Here is a 20,767-nt window from a genome sequence, read left to right as displayed (position 1 = left end):
GCACGTGGTCCGGGCTTCGCACCTGATACGAAGGGAACCGCCATGACCCCCCACATCCGGACAGCGGCATTGGCGCTGGCCGTTGCCCTCACCGCCTCGGCCTGCGCCAAGGCGGAGGAGCCGCAGAGCGCGCCCGCCGCCGCCAGCACCGCCGGGCAGCAGGTCGTGCAGTCGCCCTCGGGCTCGGCCGGGCCGACGTGCACCCTGCAGCAGTTCGGCGGCACGACGTTCGACCTCAAGACGGCCACGGTCGGCTTCTCGCAGTCGGAGAAGGAGGCCAACCCGTTCCGCATCGCCGAAACCAAGTCGATCAAGGACGAGGCGGCCAAGCTCGGCATCACGAACCTCAAGGTCACCAACGCCCAGTCGCAGTTCTCCAAGCAGATCACCGACGTCCAGCAGCTCATCGCCCAGGGCGTGCGGCTCCTGGTCATCGCCCCGCTCAACTCCGACGGCTGGGAACCGGTCCTCCAGCAGGCCGCCGCCAAGAAGATCCCCATCATCACCGTCGACCGCAAGATCAACGCCAAGGCGTGCAGCGACTACCTGACCTTCATCGGCTCCGACTTCTACGAGCAGGGCAAGCGCGCCGCCGACCGCATGATCGACGCCCTGGCAGGCAAGGGCAAGGTCGCCATCCTCCTCGGCGCCCCCGGCAACAACGTCACCACCGAGCGCACGAACGGCTTCAAGGACCGCGTCAAGGACAAGGCCCCCGAGATCACGATCTCGTTCGAGCAGACCGGCGAGTTCGCCCGCGAGAAGGGCCAGCAGGTCACCGAGCAGCTCATCCAGTCCAACCCCGACATCAACGGCATCTACGCCGAGAACGACGAGATGGCGCTCGGCGCGGTCACCGCGCTCAAGGGCGCAGGCAAGGAGCCCGGCGACATCAAGATCGTGTCGGTGGACGGCACCCGCAGCGCCGTCCAGGGCATCGCCGACGGCTGGCTGCACGCCGTCATCGAGTCCAACCCGCGCTTCGGCCCCCTGGCCTTCGAGACCGCCCAGAAGTTCCTCGACGGCACGCCGATCCCCGACAAGGTCGTCATCTCCGACCGCGACTACGACACCAGCAACGCCAAGGACTCCCTCGGTGAGGCGTACTGACTTGGAACCGGTACTCGAGGCTCGGGGGATCAGCAAGCGCTTCCCCGGCGTCCTCGCCCTCGACGGCGTGTCCCTCGCCCTGCGGCCGGGCGAGGTGCACGCGCTCGTCGGCGAGAACGGCGCAGGCAAGTCGACGTTGATCAAGGTCTTCACCGGCGTGTACCGGCCGGACGGCGGCGAGCTGCGCTATCAGGGCGGCGCCGCCGCGTTCGGCACCCCCATGGACGCGCAGCGCGCCGGCATCTCCACCATCTACCAGGAGGTCAACCTCGTCCCGATGATGAGCGTGGCCCGCAACCTGCTGCTCGGCCGCGAGCCGCGCGGCCGGCTGGGGGTGATCGACACCGCCGCCATGTACGGCCAGGCCGAACGCGTCCTGGCCGGCTACGGCGTCCGGACCGACGTCCGCCGGCCGCTGCGCACGCTCGGCGTGGGCGCCCAGCAGATGGTCGCCCTGGCCAGGGCCGTCTCCGTGGACGCGCGGGTGGTCATCATGGACGAGCCCACGTCCTCGCTGGAACCGCGCGAGGTCGAGACGCTGTTCGGCGTGATCAGACGGCTGCGCGACACCGGGATCGCCGTCATGTACGTCAGCCACCGGCTCGACGAGCTGTACCGGGTGTGCGACCAGGTGAGCGTGCTGCGGGACGGCCGCCTCGCCCACACGGGGCCGCTGGCCGACCTGGAACGGCTCACCCTCATCTCCCTCATGCTCGGCCGCGACCTGAACGACGTCCGCACCCAGGGCCTGACCCGCTTCTCCCGCCACCGCCCGAACCCCAGCGGGACGGTGGATGCGGGTGACGGGGGGCGGGTACCGGTGGTCGAGGCGCGGGAGTTGATGCGGCGGCACGTCCTGGACGGCGTGAACGTCTGCGTCGAGCCCGGCGAAGTCGTCGGCCTGGGCGGCCTGCTGGGCGCCGGGCGCAGCGAGACGGCCAAGGCCATCGTCGGCGCGTTGCCGCTGGACGGCGGGCAGGTGCTGGTGGCCGGGCTGCCGCTGCGGCGGGGATCCACCAAGGCGGCGATCAGGGCGGGCGTCAGCCTGCTGCCCGAGGACCGCAAGGCGGAGGGCATCATCCCGACCCTGTCGGTCCGCGAGAACATCGCGCTGGCCGCCCTGCCCAGCCTCGGCCGGGCGGGCGTGGTGTCGGAGGCGAAGATCGACCGGGTGGTCGAGATCTTCATGCGGAGGCTGAGGATCAAGGCCGCCTCGCCGCACCAGCTCGTCTCCGAGCTGTCCGGCGGCAACCAGCAGAAGGTGCTGCTGGCCCGCTGGCTGGCCGTGCGCCCGAAGGCGCTGCTGCTCGACGAGCCCACCCGGGGCATCGACGTCGGCGCCAAGGCCGAGGTGCAGGCGCTGATCGACGAACTGGCCGAAGAGGGGCTGGGCGTGCTGCTGATCTCCTCCGACCTGGAGGAACTCGTCGAGGGCGCCGACAGGATCCTCGTGCTGCGCGAGGGCGCGGTCGTCGGGGAACTGTCGGGCGACGAGGTGACCGAGGAGAGGATCATGGCGACGATCGCGGAGCAGTCCGATGGCTGAGCTCACCTCACAGGGACGCCCCACACTCCTCAAGCCGAGGGTGTTCGCCTGGGTGCAGGACTACGGCGTGTACGCGGCCGTGCTGGCGCTGCTGCTGTTCAACGTGCTGTTCACCCCGCACTTCCTGGACGCCTCGAACTTCCGCACCCAGCTCGTCCAGGTCACCCCGATCGTGATCGTCTCGCTCGGGATGGCGCTGGTGATCGGCACCCAGGGCATCGACCTGTCGGTCGGCTCGGTGATGGCGCTGGCGGCGGCGCTGGTGGTGCTCTACCTCGGGTACGGCTGGCTGCCCGCGCTGGTCGTCGCCGTCGTCGGCGGGGCCGTGGTCGGGGCGGCCGGGGGAGCGCTGGTGGCCTACGTCGGCGTCCAGCCCATCGTGGCCACATTGGCGCTGCTGGTCGGCGTGCGCGGCCTGGCCAACGTCCTGGTCCCGCAGCTCGTCGAATTCCGCAACCCCGACCTGATCGCGCTGGGCAGCAGCTCGGTGGCCGGGATCCCGGTCATCGTGCTCATCGCGGCGGCACTGACGGTGGTGGTGCTGTTCGTGGTGCGGCGGACCACGTTCGGGCGGCAGGTCGTGGCGATCGGCGGCAACCGGTCGGCGAGCGAGCTGTCCGGCCTGCCCGTCAAACGCGTCCTCATGACCGTGTACGTGATCTCCGGCCTCCTCGCCGCGCTGGCCGGCGTGCTGGCCACGGCCCGGCTGCAGGCCAGCGACCCGACCTCCCTCGGCCTGTTCATCGAACTGTCGGCGATCACCGCCGTCGTCGTCGGCGGCACCCCGCTGACCGGCGGACGGATCCGGGTGCTCAGCACCGTCATGGGCGCGCTGCTCATGCAACTGCTCGCGGCCACGCTGATCAAGCACAACCTGCCGCAGTCGTGGACCCAGATGGTCCAGGCGGTCATCATCCTGGCCGCCGTCTACGCCACCAGGGAGCGTCGTTGAACAGGGAACAGGTCAGTCGGGTGCTCCAGCAGCACGGCGCCCTCATGGTGCTGGGCGCGCTGGTGGTCGTGGGCAGCCTGGCCTTCGACTCCTTCGCCACGCCGGGGAACGCGGCCAGCGTCGTGGTGTCGTCGTCATTTTTGGCGATCATCGCGATCGGGATGACCTTCGTCATCATCAGCGGCGGCATCGACCTGTCAGTGGGCTCGCTGTTCGTGCTGGGCGGCGTGCTGGCGGCCTACGGCTCGCAGTACGGGACGCCGGCCGCGCTGCTGCTGCCCCTGGCGGTGTGCGGGGTGGTCGGACTGCTCCAGGGGCTGGTGATCGCGCGCACGGGCATGGCGCCGTTCATCGTCACCCTGGCCGGACTGCTCGGCGTCCGCGGGCTGATGCTGGCGATCTCGGACGAGGGCGCCACCACCTACCTCGTCGAGGACCCCGCCTTCGCCGCGCTCGGCCAGGGCGAGGTGCTCGGCCTGTCCTACCCCGTGTACATCACCGCCGCCCTGGCCCTGGCCGCGATGGTGCTGCTGCAGCGCACCGGCTTCGGCCAGAACGTCTACGCCGTCGGCGGGAACGAGCAGGCCGCCGCGCTCATGGGGGTGCCGGTCAACCGTACGAAGGTGCAGGTGTACGTCCTGTCGGGCCTCCTGGCGGGCCTGGCCGGAGCGCTGAACGCCGCCCGGCTGTCGTCCGGGGTGACGATCCTGGGCATCGGACTGGAACTCGACGCGATCGCCGCCGTCGTGATCGGCGGCACCCTGCTGACCGGGGGAGCGGGGGGCATCACCGGCACCGTGGCCGGGGTACTGCTGCTCGGCGTCATCCAGAGCCTGATCAACCAGGTGGGGAACCTGACGTCGGCGTTCCAGCAGGTGGTCAGCGGGGCGTTCCTGGCGTTCGTGGTCGTGGCCCAGCGGCTGCTCAGCAAGGCCCAGCGACTCACCTGACTCCTAGCGCACCCGCCCGCGCGGCTTGAGCCGGGTTCCCGGCAGGACGGGCGCGGGGAGCGGCGCCCCGTCGAACCCCTCGACGGCGCCGAACCCCTCGCCCTCCATCCAGTCCTTGCGGTACGCGGCGATCTCCTCATGGGAGCGGCCCACGAAGTTCCACCACATGACGATCTCCTCGCCGAACGGCTCACCGCCGATCAGCAGCACCCGCCCGCGCCCCGACAGCCGCAGCCCGCCGGACCCCGGCGGCAGGTACACCAGCGGGCCCGCCTCCACCTCCGCCACGATGCCTTCGAGCAGCAGCAGCCCGTGCTCGAAGGCGGGGTCGAGCGGCAGCTCGCACGTCCCGTCCACCATGACCTCCGCGCCGACGAGCGGGGTGTGGGTGGTGGCGGGCGAGGTCACCCCGCCGAGCGAGCCCATGACGACGCTCGCCTCGAAACCGGGCCCCGGCAACACCGGCAGGGACGGGTGGTGTTCGAAGGCGGGCGCGGTGTGACGCTGTTCGGCGGGCAGCGCGACCCAGAGCTGCACCCCGTGGAGCACCGTGTCGGGCGACTCCTCGGAGTGCGAGATGCCGCGGCCCGCCGTCATCAGGTTCAGTTGCCCCGGGCGTACCCGCTGCAGGGTGCCCAGACTGTCGCGGTGCAGCACCTCGCCCGCGACCAGCCAGCTCACCGTCTGCAGGCCGGTGTGCGGGTGCGGCGGCACCCGCATGACCGCCCGCTGCGGTCCGTAGGCGTCCACGAAGCACCAGGCGCCGATCATGCGCCGGTCGCGGCCCGGCAGGGTCCTGCTCACGGTCATCGCCCGTGGCCCGCCCAGCGGCACCTCGCGCCCGATCAGCACTTCGCGCCCGCCGCCCGCGTCGGCGCCGCAGCGGATCTCCCGAGGGTCACGCTCCAGGTTGCTCACGCCATGACTGTACGCGCCAGGCGGCCCGCCCCAAGCCCGGCCGTCGCGGACGACCAGGGGCTCGGGCGCGGTCGACGTGCGGCGCCTCAGCCGCGGCGGGCCGAACGGCGGAAGGCGCGCAGGGCCAGCGGGATGAAGACGGCGATCAGCACCAGGCACCAGATCGCGGCGGCCGCGATGGGGTATTCCAGTGGCAGCCGGTCGGGCGCGGTCACGCCGAGCGGGTTGCCGAACAGGGTGCGTGCCGCGGTGACGACCGCGGTGACCGGGTTCCAGGCCGCGACGACCTGGAGCCAGTCCGGCATCGCCTGGATCGGGACGAACCCATTCGAGACGAACCCCAGCGGCAACACCCACAGCAGTCCTGCCGTGCCGGCCACCTCGGGGCTGCGCACCGACAGGCCGATGGTGATGCCCACCCACGTCATCGCGTACGCGAACAGCAGCAGCACCCCGATGCCCGCCAGCGTGGACAGCACCCCGTTGTGCGCCCGCCAGCCGACCAGCAGCCCCACCACGGCCAGCACGCCCGTCACCAGCAGGGCGCGCACCAGTTCGGCGTTGGCCCGTCCGATGAGCACCGCCACGTGTGACATGGGCAGCGCGCGGAAACGGTCGATAAGCCCTCTGCTCATGTCCACGGCCAGGCCCGTGCCGGTGCCGACGCCCATGAACGCCAGCGTGTGCGCGAAGACCCCCACCACGACGTACTCCCTGAACGGCCCGCCGCCGGGCAGCGGGATCGCGCCGGCGAAGACGTAGCTGAACAGCAGCACGAAGATGATCGGCTGGACCAGGTTGTAGGCCAGCTCGTCGGGGACGCGGCCCATGCGCAGCAGCCCGCGCCGGGTCATCACGGCGCAGTCGCGCAGCGCCAGAGCAAGGCCCGAGGGGGCGGTGCCCGGGTCAGTCACGGCCATGCTCGTCCTCCTTCCTGGTCAGGGCGAAGAAGACGTCGTCCAGGGTGGGTCTGCGTACGGTGATGTCGGCGACCTCGACGCCGCCGGCATCCAGTTCCCTGATCACCTCGGCCATGCGGCTGGCGCCGCCGGGCAGCACCGCCGTGACGCGCAGCGTGTCCTCATCGGCCTTCGGCTCGGCCAGGCCGACCGCCGCCAGGGCCGACACCGCGGGCGCGAGGTCGGAGGCGTAGCGCACGGCCACGTCGAGGTGGTCGCCGCCGACCCGGTCCTTCAGCTCGGCCGGCTTGCCCGTCGCGATCTCGCGGCCCTGGTCGATGACCACGATGAGGTCGGCGAACTGGTCGGCCTCCTCCAGGTACTGGGTGGTGACCAGCGCGGTCGTGCCCTCCTTGACCAGGTCTCCGAGCACCCGCCACACCTCGGCCCTGCCGCGGGGGTCCAGACCGGTCGTGGGCTCGTCGAGGAACAGGCAGCGCGGGGCGGCCATGAGCGCCACCGCCAGGTCCAGGCGGCGGCGCATGCCGCCCGAGTAGGTGCGCACGGGCCGTCCCGCCGCGCGTGAGAGGTCGAAGCGTTCGATGAGTTCTTCGCTGCGGGTCCGGACCGCCTGGGGTCCCATGCGGGCCAGCAGGCCGAAGATGTTGAGGTTCTCCCGAGCCGTCAGGTACTCGTCCACGGCCGCGTACTGTCCCGCCAGTCCCACGACCCTGCGGACCGCGTTCGCCTGACGGACCACGTCGTAGCCGCATACGCTGGCCCGGCCGCCGTCCGGGCGCAGCAGCGTCGCCAGGATGCGCACCAGCGTGGACTTGCCCGCCCCGTTCGGCCCGAGCAGGCCGAGGACCTGTCCTTCCGGTGCGTGCAGGTCGAGCCCGTCGAGGGCGCGGACCGTGCCGTACTGCTTCACCAGCCCTTCCGCCTGGATGCCACCGTTCATGGGGCGCTCCTGGCGGGGGCCGGACGTCTGAGAGCTTTCATGGGCGCAAGCGTGCGGCCGGCCGCTCGAGCCCGGGTGGTGCGCGCCGCTCGAGGGAGACTGGTGAGGGGCTCGACCGAGCGTCCAGACGGCCTCGACCCACCGCTGTGACGGTGACCACATGATCCCCATGTTCAAGGTGGCCATGTCCGAGCGGGCCCCGGCAGCGGTCGCGGACGTGCTGGCCAGCGGGCACATCGGGCAGGGCGCCAAGGTCGACGAGTTCGAGGACGCGCTGCGCTCACGGGTGGGCAACCCCCGCCTGGCCACGGTCAACAGCGGCACCGCCGGTCTGCAACTGGCACTGCGGCTGGCCGCCGCGGAGGGCGGCGAGGTGCTGAGCACCCCGCTGACGTTCGTGGCGACCAACTGGGCCATCATGGCGGCCGGGCTGCGCATCCGATGGGTGGACGTCGACCCGTGCACGCTCAACGCCGACCTGGACGACCTGGCGTCCAAGGTCTCGGCCGACACGGCCGCGATCATGCTGGTCCACTGGGCCGGCTACCCGATCGACCTGGCCAGGGTGACGGCGATCGCCGAGGAGTGCGAGCGCCGCCACGGCAGGCGGCCGGTCATCATCGAGGACTGCGCGCAGGCCTGGGGCGCCACGTATGCGGGGCTGCCGCTGGGCAACCACGGCAACCTGGCCGTCTACAGTTTCCAGGCCGTCAAGCACATCACCTGCGGAGACGGCGGCCTGGTCGTCTTCCCCGACGACGACAGCCTGCGGCGGGGCCGGCTCATGCGCTGGTTCGGCCTCGACCGCGACCCGGGCGCGGCTCCCAGGCCCGAGCAGAACATCGCCGAGTGGGGCCTGAAGTTCCACATGAACGACATCAGCGCCGCCATCGGCCTGGCCAACCTGGAGGGGGCCGAGGAGCGCGTGCGCAGGCACCGCGCCAACGCCGCCTACTTCGACAGGGAGCTGAAGGACGTTCAGGGCCTGGAGCTGACCACGCCGGTGCCCGGCAGCGAGCCGTCGTACTGGGTGTATCCGGTCAAGGTCAAGCGCAGGGACGACTTCGTCGCCCGCCTGGGCGCGGCCGGCATCGCCGCCGGTCACGTCGACCCGCGCAACGACCGGCACGCCGCCTCGGCCGCCTTCGCCGAGACGCTGCCGAAACTGGACGCGGTCCACGACCAGATCGTGTGCCTGCCCGTCGGCTGGTGGTTGTCGGAACAGGACAGAGAGCACATCGTGAACACGATCAAGGCTGGATGGTGACGCCGTGAGCACGTCAGTCGAACCGTTGCGGATCGAGGGGTCCTTCCTCGTCGAACCGGAGATCTTCCCCGATGATCGCGGGCTGTTCCTGGAGCTGTTCCAGCAGCGCGCGATCGAGGGCCCGGCGGGCGGCCGGATGCCGGTGGCCCAGGTCAACTGCTCGCTCTCCCGGCGGGGGACGATCAGGGGCGTGCACTCCTGCGCGGTGCCGCCCGGTCAGGCCAGGTACGTCACCTGCGTCAGCGGGGCCATCCTGGACGTCATCGTGGACATCCGCACCGGCTCGCCCACCTTCGGCGAGCACGTGGCGGTGGTGCTGGACGAGTACTCCCGGCACGCGGTGTACCTGGCCGAGGGGCTGGGGCACGCGTTCTCGCCGATCAGCGAGCAGGCCACCGTGGTCTACCTCTGTTCGACCGCCTACAACCCCTCCGGGGAGATCTGCGTCAACCCGCTGGACCCCGAACTGGCGCTGCCCTGGGCCGCCTCGCCGCGCCTCCTGTCGGACAAGGACGCCAAGGCGCCCACGCTGCGCGAGGCCGAGGCCCTCGGGCTGCTGCCGGCCTACACGGGCAGCACGCTGGCCAGCGCCTGACCGACGACGAAGGGGCCGCCGGGCATCACGCCCGGCGGCCCCTTCGCTTTCGCCAGGGCGGCGCCCGTCACCACGGCACCGCTTCGCGACCGCGCAGGAACACCCCGGAGGGTCCGTCGTCCGGCAGCGTGGCCGCCCACACGATGTCCTCGGCCGCCTGCTCGGGCAGCCGCTCGGCCTGCGGCCGCATCCGCGTGCGCACCTGACCGGGGTTGACCGCGTTGACCAGCACCCCCGTACCCGCCGTCTCGGCCGCCATGAGCACGGTCAGCGCGTTGAGCGCCGTCTTCGACACCGAGTAGCCGGGCGTCTGGGGCGAGAGCCCGTGGCTGAAGGCCCCCGTGCCGCTGGAGACCATCACCACCCGGCCCCACCCCCGCTCGACCATGCCGGGCAGGAACGCCTGGCACATGCGCCAAGCGCCCAGCACGTTCACCTCGAACTGCCGCCTGACCAGCTCCACCGGGACCTCCGACGGCGCACGCCCCCAGTCGAGCTGGATCCCGGCGTTGTTCACCACGATGTCCACGGGGCCGACCTCGTCGCGCACCCGCGCCGGCGCGTCCTCGTCGCTCACGTCCAGCACGGCCGGCCGCGCGGCCCCGCCCAGAGCCGCCGCCGCGCGCTCGGCCTCCTCGGCGTCCCTGGCCGTCACCACCACCTGGAACCCCAACGTCTGCAACCGGTCGCTCACAGCCCGTCCGATTCCCCGGTTGGCGCCTGTGACCAGGGCAACACGCGTTGTCGCCGTCATATGACCTCCATTCGGCCGCCGTATCGCGCGATTATGGGCGTCCTCGATGGAGGATCGCTGGAGTCTGACTGGAAATATTTTCCAACGTCGTTAAGGCCCTTGACGGTTCTCTCTGCCTGGAGATCGTGCTTATATCAGAACACCAGCGTCCGTCTAAGGATGACTTCAACCATTGCTGGCGTTCGTACGGGGGCGTTCTCGAGGAGGTCGTGGGCTGAGAGATACGAGCGATTGGTAAGCGCAACACACGGGGGCAGACGGCGACTCTGCCGTGCTCGGGGGCTCACTCTCCGTAACAGGCCGCCCTGCACAGTAGTTGCCGCGTCTCCCCGACGTAGAACTTGGGAAGGCGATGGATTTCCTGGTGCTGGGCCCGTTGGCGGTGCACGATCGTCAGGGTGCGGAACTGACCCCGACCCCGCCTAAAGTCAGAGAAGTGCTCGCGCTGCTTCTCCTGCGCAATCGAACTCTCGTGTTGACATCCGAGCTAATTGACGAACTTTGGCCCGACAGCCCGCCGGTGAGCGCGCTGTCGACTCTGCAGACTTACATCTACAAACTCCGGAACATCTTGTCGGACGGTTACGGGGAGAGATCCACCGTATTACGTACCAGGCCACACGGTTACATGCTCGCCGTTCCTCCAGAAAGCATTGACTCTTACCACTTCGACAGGTTGACAACGGCGGGAAATGCTGCTCTCGCCGACGGAGATCCCGGTACGGCGGCTGATCTGCTGACGGAGGCGCTGTCTCTTTGGCGGGGCCCCGCCCTCGCCGACGTGACCGGCGGCAGCCTGTTGTCGGCGTACGGGACGGCGCTGGAGGAGAGCCGCCTGCGGGCGCTGGAGCTCCGGATCGATGTCGACCTGCGGCTGGGGCGGCACAGAAGAGCGGTCAGCGAGCTGAAGACCCTGGTCAACGACCATCCGCTGCACGAGGTCTTCCACATTCAGCTCATGCTGGCGCTGCACCGCTCGGGCCGCCGTCCCGAGGCGCTCGACGTCTACCAGAGGCTGCGTACGCTCCTGGTGGACGAGCTGGGCGTGGAGCCGTCGAGCCGGGCGCAGTCGATGCACCAGGCGGTGTTGTCGTCGGCCAGCTCGCTGGAGGTGCGCGCGCCCGAGGGCGTGATCACCATCAACCCTCCCGAGCGCTTCGAGGAGGAGCCCGCGCCGCCGCCCGCGCAGTTACCCCCGGACGTCCTCGACTTCACCACCAGGGCCGACAGCCTGGAGGCGGTGCTGAACGGGCTGGTCACCCCCCGCAACGAGACCGCCCCCGTCGTCTCCATCAGCGGCATGACCGGCGTCGGCAAGACGGTGCTCGCCGTGCACGCCGCCCACCTGCTGCGCCCGGCCTTCCCCGACGGCCAGCTGTATGCGAACCTGCGCGGCAGCACCCTCGACCCGGCCGACCCCGCCGACATCCTGGCCGACTTCCTCAACGCCACCGGCCTGACCGACGACCGCATGCCGGCCAGCCTGGAGGGGCGCGTGGCGGCCTTCCGCACCTGGGTCGCCACCCGCAAGGTGCTCATCGTGCTCGACGACGCGGCCACCGCCGCGCAGATCCAGCCCCTGCTGCCGGGCTGCCCGCCCAGCGGCACCGTCATCACCGGCCGTCCCGGGCTGAACGGGCTGGTCGGCGCGGTGCACCTACGGCTGGACCTGCCCACCGCGGCCGACTGCGTCGATCTGCTGCAGAACATCATCGGCAGGACCCTCTCCGACGGCGAGCGCCAGGCCGCCGAGGTGATCGCCCAGCTCTGCGGCCGGCTGCCGCTGGCGATCAGGGCGGTCGGCGCGCGCCTGTCGGCCACAGGATGGCCGCTGAAGAAACTGGCCGAGCGCCTCATCAGCGCCAGCAGACGCCTGGACGAGCTCACCTTCGCCGACCTCGACGTCCGCGACCGGCTGCAGGAGAGCTACCAGCGGCTCGGCGAGGAGGAGCGGCGCTTCCTGCGGCTGCTCAGCCTCCTGCCAGGCCCGGTGTTCACCGCGAACGGCGTGGCCAAGCTGCTGGAGTCCGACTCCGATTCGGTCGACAAGCTGCTGCTGCAGCTCGTGGAGAACCACTTCCTGCGCGTGCTGATGCAGAACGCCGACGAGATCGTCTACACCCTGCACGAGCTGGTCAGGTTCTTCGCCTACGAGCAGGTCGAGCAGGAGCTCGGATACCGGGGGCAACGGCGTGGGAAGGGAGCCATCGACCTGGTCTGACCGGGCTCCAGCCCTGCTTGACCCAAAGGACGAGTGCGGCTCCATCGCTTCTCCAGCGACTGCGGACAGCCTGCCGTTGTCCATGGCCTCGTCAGGCAGGAATATCCATGAAGGCTCTCGTCCTAGCGGGTGGGCGGGGAACCAGGCTGCGGCCCCTCACCCACACTGTCCCCAAGCAACTGGTGCCGGTGGCCAACAAGCCGGTGCTCTTTTACGGCCTGGAAGCCATCAGGGACGTCGGCATCACCGACGTCGGCGTCGTGGTGGGCGACCATGGGCCCGCCATCCGCGACGCGCTGGGCAACGGCGGCGCGTTCGGCCTGAACATCACCTACCTGCACCAGCACGCCCCTCTGGGACTGGCGCACTGCGTCATGCTCGCCCAGGACTTCCTGGGCGGCGCCGACTTCCTGATGTACCTCGGAGACAACGTCATCATCGACGGGCTCGGCCCGCTGCTCGACGCGTTCTGGCACACGAGGCCGGACGCGATGGTGATGACCGGCAAGGTCGGCAACCCCTCCGAATACGGGGTCGCCGAGGTCGGATCCGGCAACATCGTCACCGGACTGGAGGAGAAGCCCGCCAACCCGCGCAGCGACCTGGCCCTGGTCGGCGCGTACGTGTTCACCCCCGTCATCCACCAGGCCGTGCGCAGCATCAAGCCGAGCTGGCGCAACGAGCGTGAGATCACCCACGCCATCGACTGGCTGCTGCGCAACGGCTGGCGGGTGGAGTCGCACCTGCACGGCGGCTACTGGAAGGACACCGGGCGCGTCGAAGACCTGCTCGAATGCAACCGGGCCGCGCTGGACGTCGCGGAGCCGTCGATCCGCGGCCAGGTGGACGACACCTGCGAGATCCGCGGCCCGGTCGTCATCGAGGAGGGCGCCCAGGTCAGCGGCTCGCGCATCACGGGCCCCGCGGCGATCGGGTTCTCGGCGGTGGTGCGCGACAGCCGCATCGGCCCCTACACGAGCATCGGCGCCGAATGCGACATCGTCGGCGCCACCATCGAGAACTCGGTCGTGTGCGACGGCAGCACCGTGCGCGGCAGCCTGCGCGACTCGCTCATCGGCAGGCAGGCGAAGGTGAGCGGCGACTTCGGCCGGCCCGCCTGCCTCGTCCTGGGCGACCACAGCGAAGCCAGTCTGCATCAGGGGGCATCATGACCGAGCTTGTCGAGGTCATCAATAAGCAAGCAAACATGAGGCCGACGAAGGAGGCCTCATGACCATGACTCTAGAGGCCAGGTGGCTGATCTGCCCCGGCTGCTCCGACCTGGTCTTCCGCGCCAAGTACGAGCGCGGCCTGCGCGTCTGCCCCGGCTGCGGCCACCACGCCAGGCTCACCGCCCGCGAACGGTTGGACGCGCTGCTCGACCCCGGCTCCGAGAAGCCGGTCGAGACGGCCCTGCAGGCGGACGACCCCCTCGGCTTCACCGACACCCGGCCCTACGCCGAACGGCTGGCCGCCGCGCGGGCCGCCACCGGAATGCGCGAGGCGGCGCTCTGCGCCACCGGCACCATCGAGTCCCACCCCGTCGTGGTGGCCTGCCTCGACTTCTCCTTCGTCGGCGGCTCGCTCGGCTCAGGGGTCGGCGAGCTCGTCACGGTGGCGGCGGAGAAGGCGCTGGCCGAGCGCGTACCGCTGCTGCTGGTGACCGCCTCCGGCGGCGCGCGCATGCAGGAGGGCGCGCTGTCGCTGATGCAGATGGCCAAGTGCAGCCAGGCACTGGCCCAGCTGGACGAGGCCGGCATCCTCACCCTCGCCCTCATCAGCGACCCGACCTACGGCGGCGTGGCGGCCTCGTTCGCCACGCTGCCCGACGTGCTGATCGCCGAGCCCGGCGCCCACCTCGGGTTCGCCGGGCCCCGCGTCATCGAGCAGACCATCAGGCAGCGGCTGCCCGAGGGCTTCCAGACGGCGGAGTTCCTGCTGGCGCGCGGCCTGATCGACGCGGTGGTGCCCAGAGCGGCGCTGCGGCGCACGCTCGCCCGCCTCCTGACGGCCGCCAGGCCGGACGCCGCGGGCACGTCGGGCGACGGCCGTGCCCCCGTCCCCGCGACGGCCGGGCTCGTCCGGGACCCGTCGGCGCTGCCGCCGCGCCCGGCCTGGGACGTGGTGCGGCTGGCCAGACAGGCGGGCCGCCCGACCACCCTCGACTACGCCGGGCTGCTCCTGGAGGACTTCACCGAACTGCGCGGCGACCGCGCGGGCGCCGACTGCCCGGCCATCGTGGGCGGCATCGGACGCCTGCGCGGCAGGGGCGTGATGCTCATCGGCCACCAGAAGGGACACGACACCCAGGAACGGGTCAAGCGCAACTTCGGCATGCCGACCCCCGCCGGATACCGCAAGGCCGCCCGGCTCATGCGGCTGGCCGCCAAGCTCGGCCTGCCGGTGGTCACGCTCGTCGACACCCCCGGCGCCTACCCGGGGCTCGAAGCCGAGGAGCAGGGCCAGGCGTGGGCCATCGCCGACAACCAGCGCCTGATGTCCGGCCTGCCCGTCCCCGTCGTCACCGTCATCACCGGCGAGGGCGGCAGCGGCGGCGCGCTGGCGCTGGCCGTGGCCGACCGCGTGCTGGCCCTGTCCAACGCCGTCTACTCCGTCATCAGCCCCGAGGGTTGCGCCGCGATCCTGTGGAAGGACGCCGCCGCCGCCCCGCAGGCCGCGCAGGCGCTCGGCCTGGACGCCCGCGAACTGCTGCGCCGGCGCATCGTCGACGCGGTCATCCCGGAGCCGGACGCAGGCGCGCACGCTTCGGTCTCCCGCACCGCCGAACGGGTGCAGGAGGCCGTGTGGCGGGCCCTCGACGAGCTGGCAGCACTGCCGCCGGACGAGCTGATCGAGGCCCGGCGGCGGCGTTTCCGCAGTTATGGCAGCCCTTCTTCCGAGGAGACGAGATGGCCGATCACGGCGACCTGATCGAGACGGTGTACCGGCAGACGGTGGACTTCGTCGAGGCGATCGGCGGGCCCGTCCGCCGGCTCAAGGTGACGGTCGGCGAGGTGAGCCTGGAGGTCGAGTGGCCCGGCGCCGAGCCGCCCGCCATTCCTGTGGCCGCGCCGGGCAACGGCCTGGTGAACGGCATCGCCGGGTTCGAGCTCGGCGCCCTGGCGCTCAACGGGATGGGCGCCGACGGCAGCGCGGCGATGGCCGCCGCCACCGTGGCGTCGCAGGGGGCGCAGGCCGCGGTCGCCGTCCAGGGGCCGCCGGCGGTGACGGAATCGCTCATCCACTCGCCCATGGTCGGCACCTTCTACCGCTGCCCGGAGCCCGGCGCCGAGCCGTTCGTCAAGGAGGGCGACCTGGTCGCGCCGGGACAGCAGGTCGCGATCCTGGAGGCGATGAAGATGATGAACCCCATCCAGGCGCTCACCGCGGGACGGATCACCAGGATCCTCGTCGAGGAGGCCGACTCCGTCGAGTACGGCCAGGCGCTCTTCGCCCTGGAGGAGAGCTGATGTTCGGCACCGTCCTGATCGCCAACCGGGGCGAGATCGCGCTGCGGGTGGCCCGCACCTGCAAGGAGATGGGCATCCGCACGGTGGCCGTCTACTCCGCCGCGGACGAGGACTCCCCGGTCGTGCGCCTGGCCGACGAGGCCGTGCGGATCGGCCCGCCCCCGGCCAAGCGCAGCTACCTGTACGCCCCCGCCATCCTGCAGGCCGCGCACCAGACCGGCGCCGAGGCCATCCACCCCGGCTACGGCTTCCTGTCGGAGGACGCCGACTTCGCCGAGATGTGCCAGGCCGAGGGGCTGACGTTCATCGGGCCGCCGCCCGAGGTGCTGTCCATGCTGGGCGACAAGGCCGAGGCGCTGCGCGTGCTGTCGGCGGCCGGGCTGCCGGTCCTGCCGGGCACGCACCGGCCGATCGCCAGTGCGGGCGAGGCCGCCGAGGCCGCGGCGCAGATCGGCTTCCCGATCATCGTCAAGGCCCTGTCGGGCGGAGGCGGCAGGGGCATGGCCATCGCCATGCGCCCGTCCGACCTGCCCGAGGCGTACGCGCAGGCCCGCAACTCCGCCCGCGCCGTCTTCGGCGACGAGCGGGTCTACCTGGAGCGCTACGTGGAGACGGCCCGCCACGTCGAGGTGCAGGTGCTGGCGGGGCGCGACGGGCAGGTCCTGCACCTGGGCGCGCGCGACTGCTCGGTGCAGCGGCGGCGGCAGAAACTCATCGAGGAGACCCCCGTGCCGGGGCTGCCCGCCGACGTGGCCGACCGGCTGTGCGAGCAGACCGTCGAGGCGGCCCGCGCCGTCGGATACGTCGGGGCGGGCACGTTCGAGTTCCTGCTCGACGACGCCGGCGACTTCCACTGCATCGAGGTCAACTGCCGCATCCAGGTCGAACACCCGGTCACCGAGCTGATCACCGGCGTGGACCTGGTACGCGAGCAGCTCCGCGTGGCCGCCACCGGCTCGCCCGGCATCACCCAGGACGACGTGCGCCTCAACGGCGCGGCCATCGAGTGCCGCGTCAACGCCGAGGACCCGGCGCGGGGCTTCCTGCCCACGGCGGGCACCATCGAGGCGCTGACGCTGCCGGCCGGGCCGTTCACCCGGGTGGACGAGTACGTCAGGCCCGGCATGAGCATCCCGCCGTTCTACGACCCGCTGCTGGCCAAGGTCAGCGTGTGGGCGCCGGACCGGGAGCAGGCCATCGCCCGCATGGAGCGGGCGCTGGGGGAGTGCGTGGTCAGCGGGCCCGGCATCAGCACCACCACCGCCTTCCTGACCCGGCTGCTGGCCCACCCTCTCTTCCGCGACGGCAAGCACACCACGGCCCTGGCCGAGACCGTCGACCCCGTCTGACCGCCCGATCTCACGCCCGTCCCTCCTCGATTGCCCCCGCCGGCGTACGGCGGGGGCAATCGCTTGTCGGCCCCACGCCCGTCCCCTCCCCGAAGGGCGAGCGGAAACGGCCAGGCGGTGTGGTGCTCCACTGGAGCGCCACACCGCCTGGCCCTACGTTCTGCCGGGGGTCAGCTCATGGCCACGGCGAGGCTGTTGGCCGTCAGGGCCGCCACGGCCAGCGTGGTCCGCAGCAGGTGCCAGGACCGCCAGCGCGGACGGGGATCGGCCCAGTCGTCGGGGATGGCGGTCGGATCGATCTTCTTCAGGATCCGGTTGATCGGCACGTTGCACAGGTGCGAGACGCCCGCGACGGCGATCATCAGCACGACCGTCGCCCCGAACAGCAGTCGGGCGTTCTGCGGCCCCGGCATCAGCGCCAGGGCCAGGTCCCCGGCCGCCGTGCCCAGCACCAGGATCGGCATGACCGGGTCCCAGTTACGGCCGAGGAGGTTGGTGGTGTAGAGATAGCGGTCGGCGGGCATCGCCATCAGCGCCGGCACCACGCTCAGCGCCACCGCGAACAGCACGCCCGCCACCATCCCGCTGCTCACCAGCACCACCACGGCCAGCGGTGAAACCTGCATCGCTCCTCACACTCCCTCGGCAACCAGGCCGTCGATCTCCTCCAGCGCCGCCTTCCACGCGGCGAGGGTGCCCTGCGCCGAGGCCGGCAGCGGCGAGAGCACGGTGCTGCGGCCCGACCGCACGGCCGGATGCCGCCGGGCCAGCATCGACAGGGTCCGGCCAGGACCGGCCTCCACCAGCGTGTAGCCGCCCTCGGAGAGCAGGCCGTCCAGCGCCGCCCAGAACAGCACGGGCCGGGCGAGCTGCCCGGCCCAGAAGCCGGGCGAGAGCGCCTGGGCCCGCTCCACCGGCAGCCCCGTCGCCGTGGACCTGATCGGCACCCGGGGCGGCGCCAGCGGCACCCCGGCGAAGCCCACGGAGAACAGCTCGGCCGCGCCCAGCACCGCGGGGCAGTGGAACGGCTGGCGCGCCGGCACCGGACGCGTCGTCACGCCGCCGGCCGCCAGCTCCCGCGCCAGGTCCGACAACCACGGCTCCGGCCCCGCCACGACAGTGTGGCGGGGCGCGTTGACCGCGGCCACGGAGACGCCGGCCGCCAGGAACCTGTCGCCGATGCGGGCCTCCAGATCCTCGGCGGCCAGGCCGGCGGCCAGCATGCCGCCGCGGCCGACCGTCGCCATCGCCGCGCTGCGCGCCGCCATCAACTGCGCCGCCCCGGCCAGGTCGAACACCCCGGCCAGGCACGCCGCCGCCAGCTCGCCGACGCTGTGGCCCAGCAGCGCCGCGGGCCGCAGCCCGCGGGCCGTCAGCGTCCTGCCCAGCGCGTACCCGATCGCGAACAGCAGCGGCTGCGCCCGCGAGGCGTCGTCGAGGGGGACCCCGGGGTCGTCGCCGAGCCAGTCGGCGCGCATCCGGCGTCCCTCCTCGCCCATGAGGGTGAAGAACTCGTCCATGGCCTCGGTGAACTCCGGCTCGGCGCCGTACAGCTCCACGGCCATGCCGGGGTGCTGCGCCCCCTGTCCGGGGAACAGCAGCACCACCGGGCGACTCGGCTCAGGCATGTGCGCCTCTCAGTAGTCGAGGGTGACGTCGTACTCGGTGAACCACCGGGTCAGCCAGAGCGCCATCTCCAGGCTGCCCCGGTCGTAGGGCCGGCTGACGTGGCCGGCCGGGCGGTTGACCGCCTTCTTGACGCGCTCGGGGTCGAGCAGCCCGGCCACCGGGCGCTCGCCGCCGCCGGTCAGCTCGCCGAGCTCGTCACGCAGGGCCTGCTCGTAGGCGGGGTCCTGGGTGGCCGGGTACGGCGTCTTGATCCGGTCGCGCACGGACTCCGGCAGCAGGTCGCCGACGGCCGCCCGCAGCAGCCCCTTCTCCCTGCCGTCGAACACCTTCATCGCCCAGGGGACGTTGAAGACGTACTCGATCAGGCGGTGGTCCAGGAACGGCACCCGCACCTCCAGACCGTTGGCCATGCTCATACGGTCCTTGCGGTCCAGGAGCGTCTGCAGGAACCGCGTGAGGTTGAGGTAGGTCACCTCCCGCATGCGCCGTTCGAGACGGTCCTCCTCCGGCAGCACCGGCACCTCGGCCAGCGCCTCGTGATAGCGCGCCAGCCGGTGCTGCTGGATGTCGAGCTTCTCCTTCAGCTCGTCGGCCAGCAGCGACAGCCCGCCGAAGTAGCGCGCGGAACCCGGCGTCAGCCAGGGGAAGGTGCCCGCGTGCACCGCGGCCGGGTTGAAGAACCAGCGGTAGCCGCCGAACAGCTCGTCGGCGCCCTCACCCGACAGCGCCACCGTGGAGCGCTCGCGCACCGCGCGGCACAACAGGAACAGCGAGGGCCACATGTCGCCCCAGAACGCCGGCGGCTGGTCGTTGGCCCGCAACACCGCCGCGCGCACCTGCTCGGCCACCAGTTCGCCGCTGTTCAGCCGCACCTCGCTGTGCCGGGCCCCCACGTGCTCCGCCAGGGCGCGGGCGAAGGGGGCGTCGGGCGCGCCGCGCACCGCGTCCGGCTGGAAGCCGTCCTCCGCGCCGGAGAAGGCGACGGAGAACGAGCGCACCGGGCCCTTCCCCGCCGAGGCCAGCCGGTCGGCGGCCAGCGCCGTGATCGCGGAGGAGTCCAGGCCGCCCGACAGCAGCGTGCAGACGGGCACGTCGGCCATGAGCTGCCGGCCGACGATGTCCTCCAGCAGGCCGCGGACCGTGGCGATCGTGGTGTCCAGGTCGTCGGTGTGCTCGCGGGCCTCGATCGACCAGTAGCGGTGCTTGGTCAGGCCGGTCCTGCGCAGGCGGATCAGGTGGCCGGGGCGCACCTCGTACATGCCGGAGAAGACCGCCCGCTCGGGGGTCTTGACCATGTCGAGGACCTCGCGCAGGCCGTCGAGCCCGACCCTGCGCGGCACCTCCGGGTTCTCCAGCACGGCCTTGGGCTCCGAGCCGAACAGCAGCCCGGAGCGCGTCGGATAGTAGAACAGGGGCTTGACGCCCAGCCGGTCCCGCAGCAGCAGCAACTCCTGCGTGCGGGCGTCCCAGACGGCCAGGGCGAACATGCCGTTCAGCCGCTCGGCGAACTCGACGCCCCACTGCAGGTACGCCCGCAGCACCACCTCGGTGTCGCTGTCGGTGCGAAAGCGGTGTCCGTGCGAGACCAGCTCGGCGCGCAGCTCCCTGAAGTTGTAGATCTCCCCGCAGAACGTCACCGCCGCCTGGGTCCTGCCGTCCTCCTCGGCCGACATCGGCTGGTGGCCGCCCGCAAGGTCGATGACCGACAGGCGGCGGTGCCCGAGCAGGGCGTGCCGGTCCTGCCACAGGCCCTCGTCGTCGGGTCCTCTGCGGCTCATCGTGGCCGTCATCGCCCTGGCCGTCGCCGTATGGCGGGTCAGGTCACGCGAGAAGTCCACCCAGCCGGCGATTCCGCACATGCGATGCTCCTCAGGACGTGCCCGCCAGGGCCTGGTTGACCGTCTTGAGCAGGTCCGCGGGCGTCTTCGCGCCGCTGACCGCCTCCTCCGAGATCTCGAGCGAGTACTCCCGCTCGATGGCGCTGACCGTGTTGAACAGGGCCAGCGAGTCGTAGCCGAGCGCTTCGAACGTCGTGTCGAGGATGTCGCCGTCGAGCTCGACCGACTCGTCCTCGCCCGCGCACTCACGCAGCAGCCGTACCAGCGTGTCGATGGTGATCTCCCGCATCTTCACCCCTTGTCTCACT

At 71.6% G+C, this 20,767-nt stretch carries 19 protein-coding genes; 11 read left to right on the top strand and 8 right to left on the bottom strand.

Features of this window, described 5'->3' with window-relative positions:
- The first annotated feature begins 42 nt into the window (after positions 1–42).
- Genes ACFOY2_RS08300 through ACFOY2_RS08285 form a run of 4 tightly spaced genes read left to right on the top strand, consistent with a single transcriptional unit; the run spans position 43 to position 4,558 of the window.
- Positions 43–1,110 carry an ABC transporter substrate-binding protein gene (locus ACFOY2_RS08300; protein ID WP_379527340.1) on the top strand — a complete coding sequence of 356 codons (1,068 nt, stop codon included), beginning with the start codon at positions 43–45 and terminating at the stop codon, positions 1,108–1,110.
- Entirely contained in the window at positions 1,097–2,656 is a 1,560-nt protein-coding gene (locus tag ACFOY2_RS08295) for a sugar ABC transporter ATP-binding protein (RefSeq protein WP_379527339.1), read from the top strand. Before ACFOY2_RS08300 ends, ACFOY2_RS08295 begins: the two co-directional genes overlap by 14 nt.
- Positions 2,649–3,608: an ABC transporter permease gene (locus ACFOY2_RS08290; RefSeq protein WP_379527338.1), complete on the top strand. Its 960-nt coding sequence runs from the start codon at positions 2,649–2,651 to the stop codon at positions 3,606–3,608. The genes ACFOY2_RS08295 and ACFOY2_RS08290 overlap by 8 nt, the downstream gene beginning before the upstream one ends.
- On the top strand, positions 3,605–4,558 hold the full coding sequence (locus tag ACFOY2_RS08285; RefSeq protein WP_379527337.1) for an ABC transporter permease: 954 nt from the start codon (positions 3,605–3,607) through the stop codon (positions 4,556–4,558). Before ACFOY2_RS08290 ends, ACFOY2_RS08285 begins: the two co-directional genes overlap by 4 nt.
- A 3-nt stretch (positions 4,559–4,561) precedes the next feature.
- Here ACFOY2_RS08285 and ACFOY2_RS08280 read toward each other — a convergent pair whose 3' ends face one another.
- The 3 genes from ACFOY2_RS08280 to ACFOY2_RS08270 all read right to left on the bottom strand — a co-directional run bounded on the left by ACFOY2_RS08280 (position 4,562) and on the right by ACFOY2_RS08270 (position 7,336).
- Positions 4,562–5,476 (bottom strand): pirin family protein, encoded by a 915-nt coding sequence (locus tag ACFOY2_RS08280; RefSeq protein ID WP_379527336.1) that lies wholly within the window; start codon positions 5,474–5,476, stop codon positions 4,562–4,564.
- 86 nt (positions 5,477–5,562) lie between these two features.
- Entirely contained in the window at positions 5,563–6,396 is an 834-nt protein-coding gene (locus tag ACFOY2_RS08275; protein ID WP_379527335.1) for an ABC transporter permease, read from the bottom strand.
- Complete coding sequence (locus tag ACFOY2_RS08270; protein ID WP_379527334.1) at positions 6,383–7,336, bottom strand: ATP-binding cassette domain-containing protein; 954 nt, start codon at positions 7,334–7,336, stop codon at positions 6,383–6,385. Before ACFOY2_RS08270 ends, ACFOY2_RS08275 begins: the two co-directional genes overlap by 14 nt.
- Before the next feature lie 160 nt (positions 7,337–7,496).
- Between ACFOY2_RS08270 and ACFOY2_RS08265 the strand changes: the two genes are divergently transcribed.
- Positions 7,497–8,603 (top strand): DegT/DnrJ/EryC1/StrS family aminotransferase, encoded by a 1,107-nt coding sequence (locus ACFOY2_RS08265; protein WP_379527333.1) that lies wholly within the window; start codon positions 7,497–7,499, stop codon positions 8,601–8,603.
- Positions 8,604–8,607: 4 nt separating this feature from the next.
- The gene (locus tag ACFOY2_RS08260; RefSeq protein WP_379527332.1) at positions 8,608–9,198 is read left to right on the top strand and encodes a dTDP-4-dehydrorhamnose 3,5-epimerase family protein; all 591 of its coding nucleotides are present in this window, start codon (positions 8,608–8,610) and stop codon (positions 9,196–9,198) included.
- 67 nt (positions 9,199–9,265) lie between these two features.
- On the opposite strand, the gene ACFOY2_RS08255 is transcribed toward ACFOY2_RS08260, so the two are convergent.
- Positions 9,266–9,952: an SDR family NAD(P)-dependent oxidoreductase gene (locus ACFOY2_RS08255; protein ID WP_379527331.1), complete on the bottom strand. Its 687-nt coding sequence runs from the start codon at positions 9,950–9,952 to the stop codon at positions 9,266–9,268.
- A 352-nt stretch (positions 9,953–10,304) separates the two neighbouring features.
- Here ACFOY2_RS08255 and ACFOY2_RS08250 point away from each other — a divergent pair, with 352 nt between their 5' ends.
- The 5 genes from ACFOY2_RS08250 (at position 10,305) to ACFOY2_RS08230 (ending at position 16,992) form a co-directional block, all read left to right on the top strand.
- On the top strand, positions 10,305–12,173 hold the full coding sequence (locus ACFOY2_RS08250) for an AfsR/SARP family transcriptional regulator (protein WP_379527330.1): 1,869 nt from the start codon (positions 10,305–10,307) through the stop codon (positions 12,171–12,173).
- A gap of 107 nt (positions 12,174–12,280) precedes the next feature.
- Positions 12,281–13,345: a glucose-1-phosphate thymidylyltransferase gene (locus tag ACFOY2_RS08245; protein ID WP_379527329.1), complete on the top strand. Its 1,065-nt coding sequence runs from the start codon at positions 12,281–12,283 to the stop codon at positions 13,343–13,345.
- Between the two features lie 58 nt (positions 13,346–13,403).
- The gene (locus tag ACFOY2_RS08240) at positions 13,404–15,104 is read left to right on the top strand and encodes an acetyl-CoA carboxylase carboxyltransferase subunit alpha (protein WP_379527328.1); all 1,701 of its coding nucleotides are present in this window, start codon (positions 13,404–13,406) and stop codon (positions 15,102–15,104) included.
- A complete protein-coding gene (locus ACFOY2_RS08235; RefSeq protein WP_379527327.1) occupies positions 15,083–15,643 on the top strand; it encodes an acetyl-CoA carboxylase biotin carboxyl carrier protein in 561 nt (186 codons plus the stop codon). Before ACFOY2_RS08240 ends, ACFOY2_RS08235 begins: the two co-directional genes overlap by 22 nt.
- The gene (locus ACFOY2_RS08230) at positions 15,643–16,992 is read left to right on the top strand and encodes an acetyl-CoA carboxylase biotin carboxylase subunit (RefSeq protein WP_379527326.1); all 1,350 of its coding nucleotides are present in this window, start codon (positions 15,643–15,645) and stop codon (positions 16,990–16,992) included. Before ACFOY2_RS08235 ends, ACFOY2_RS08230 begins: the two co-directional genes overlap by 1 nt.
- Positions 16,993–17,162: 170 nt before the next feature.
- On the opposite strand, the gene ACFOY2_RS08225 is transcribed toward ACFOY2_RS08230, so the two are convergent.
- The 4 genes from ACFOY2_RS08225 to ACFOY2_RS08210 are packed head-to-tail and all read right to left on the bottom strand — an operon-like array spanning position 17,163 to position 20,748.
- Positions 17,163–17,618, bottom strand: a complete 456-nt coding sequence (locus ACFOY2_RS08225) for an anthrone oxygenase family protein (protein WP_379527325.1) — start codon at positions 17,616–17,618, stop codon at positions 17,163–17,165.
- Between the two features lie 6 nt (positions 17,619–17,624).
- Positions 17,625–18,620 carry an acyltransferase domain-containing protein gene (locus ACFOY2_RS08220; RefSeq protein WP_379527324.1) on the bottom strand — a complete coding sequence of 332 codons (996 nt, stop codon included), beginning with the start codon at positions 18,618–18,620 and terminating at the stop codon, positions 17,625–17,627.
- A gap of 9 nt (positions 18,621–18,629) precedes the next feature.
- Complete coding sequence (gene asnB / locus ACFOY2_RS08215) at positions 18,630–20,480, bottom strand: asparagine synthase (glutamine-hydrolyzing) (protein WP_379527323.1); 1,851 nt, start codon at positions 20,478–20,480, stop codon at positions 18,630–18,632.
- A gap of 10 nt (positions 20,481–20,490) precedes the next feature.
- A complete protein-coding gene (locus tag ACFOY2_RS08210) occupies positions 20,491–20,748 on the bottom strand; it encodes an acyl carrier protein (protein ID WP_357809091.1) in 258 nt (85 codons plus the stop codon).
- Between the last annotated feature and the right edge of the window lie 19 nt (positions 20,749–20,767).

It is taken from the genome of Nonomuraea purpurea, from assembly GCF_042650645.1.
Taxonomy (GTDB): Bacteria; Actinomycetota; Actinomycetes; order Streptosporangiales; family Streptosporangiaceae; genus Nonomuraea; species Nonomuraea purpurea.
Note: the sequence above shows the minus strand (reverse complement) of the source record. Positions and strands in the feature narration are given on the sequence as shown.

Bases quoted from the DNA above. Each gene is read 5' to 3' on its own strand.
- ACFOY2_RS08300 (WP_379527340.1), top strand. From the start codon at position 43: ATGACCCCCCACATCCGGACAGCGGCATTGGCGCTGGCCGTTGCCCTC.
- ACFOY2_RS08290 (WP_379527338.1), top strand. From the start codon at position 2,649: ATGGCTGAGCTCACCTCACAGGGACGCCCCACACTCCTCAAGCCGAGG.
- ACFOY2_RS08275 (WP_379527335.1), bottom strand. From the start codon at position 6,396: ATGGCCGTGACTGACCCGGGCACCGCCCCCTCGGGCCTTGCTCTGGCG.
- ACFOY2_RS08270 (WP_379527334.1), bottom strand. From the start codon at position 7,336: ATGAACGGTGGCATCCAGGCGGAAGGGCTGGTGAAGCAGTACGGCACG.
- ACFOY2_RS08265 (WP_379527333.1), top strand. From the start codon at position 7,497: ATGATCCCCATGTTCAAGGTGGCCATGTCCGAGCGGGCCCCGGCAGCG.
- ACFOY2_RS08255 (WP_379527331.1), bottom strand. From the start codon at position 9,952: ATGACGGCGACAACGCGTGTTGCCCTGGTCACAGGCGCCAACCGGGGA.
- ACFOY2_RS08250 (WP_379527330.1), top strand. From the start codon at position 10,305: ATGGATTTCCTGGTGCTGGGCCCGTTGGCGGTGCACGATCGTCAGGGT.
- ACFOY2_RS08245 (WP_379527329.1), top strand. From the start codon at position 12,281: ATGAAGGCTCTCGTCCTAGCGGGTGGGCGGGGAACCAGGCTGCGGCCC.
- ACFOY2_RS08240 (WP_379527328.1), top strand. From the start codon at position 13,404: ATGACCATGACTCTAGAGGCCAGGTGGCTGATCTGCCCCGGCTGCTCC.
- ACFOY2_RS08235 (WP_379527327.1), top strand. From the start codon at position 15,083: ATGGCCGATCACGGCGACCTGATCGAGACGGTGTACCGGCAGACGGTG.
- ACFOY2_RS08230 (WP_379527326.1), top strand. From the start codon at position 15,643: ATGTTCGGCACCGTCCTGATCGCCAACCGGGGCGAGATCGCGCTGCGG.
- ACFOY2_RS08225 (WP_379527325.1), bottom strand. From the start codon at position 17,618: ATGCAGGTTTCACCGCTGGCCGTGGTGGTGCTGGTGAGCAGCGGGATG.
- ACFOY2_RS08220 (WP_379527324.1), bottom strand. From the start codon at position 18,620: ATGCCTGAGCCGAGTCGCCCGGTGGTGCTGCTGTTCCCCGGACAGGGG.
- asnB (WP_379527323.1), bottom strand. From the start codon at position 20,480: ATGTGCGGAATCGCCGGCTGGGTGGACTTCTCGCGTGACCTGACCCGC.
- ACFOY2_RS08210 (WP_357809091.1), bottom strand. From the start codon at position 20,748: ATGCGGGAGATCACCATCGACACGCTGGTACGGCTGCTGCGTGAGTGC.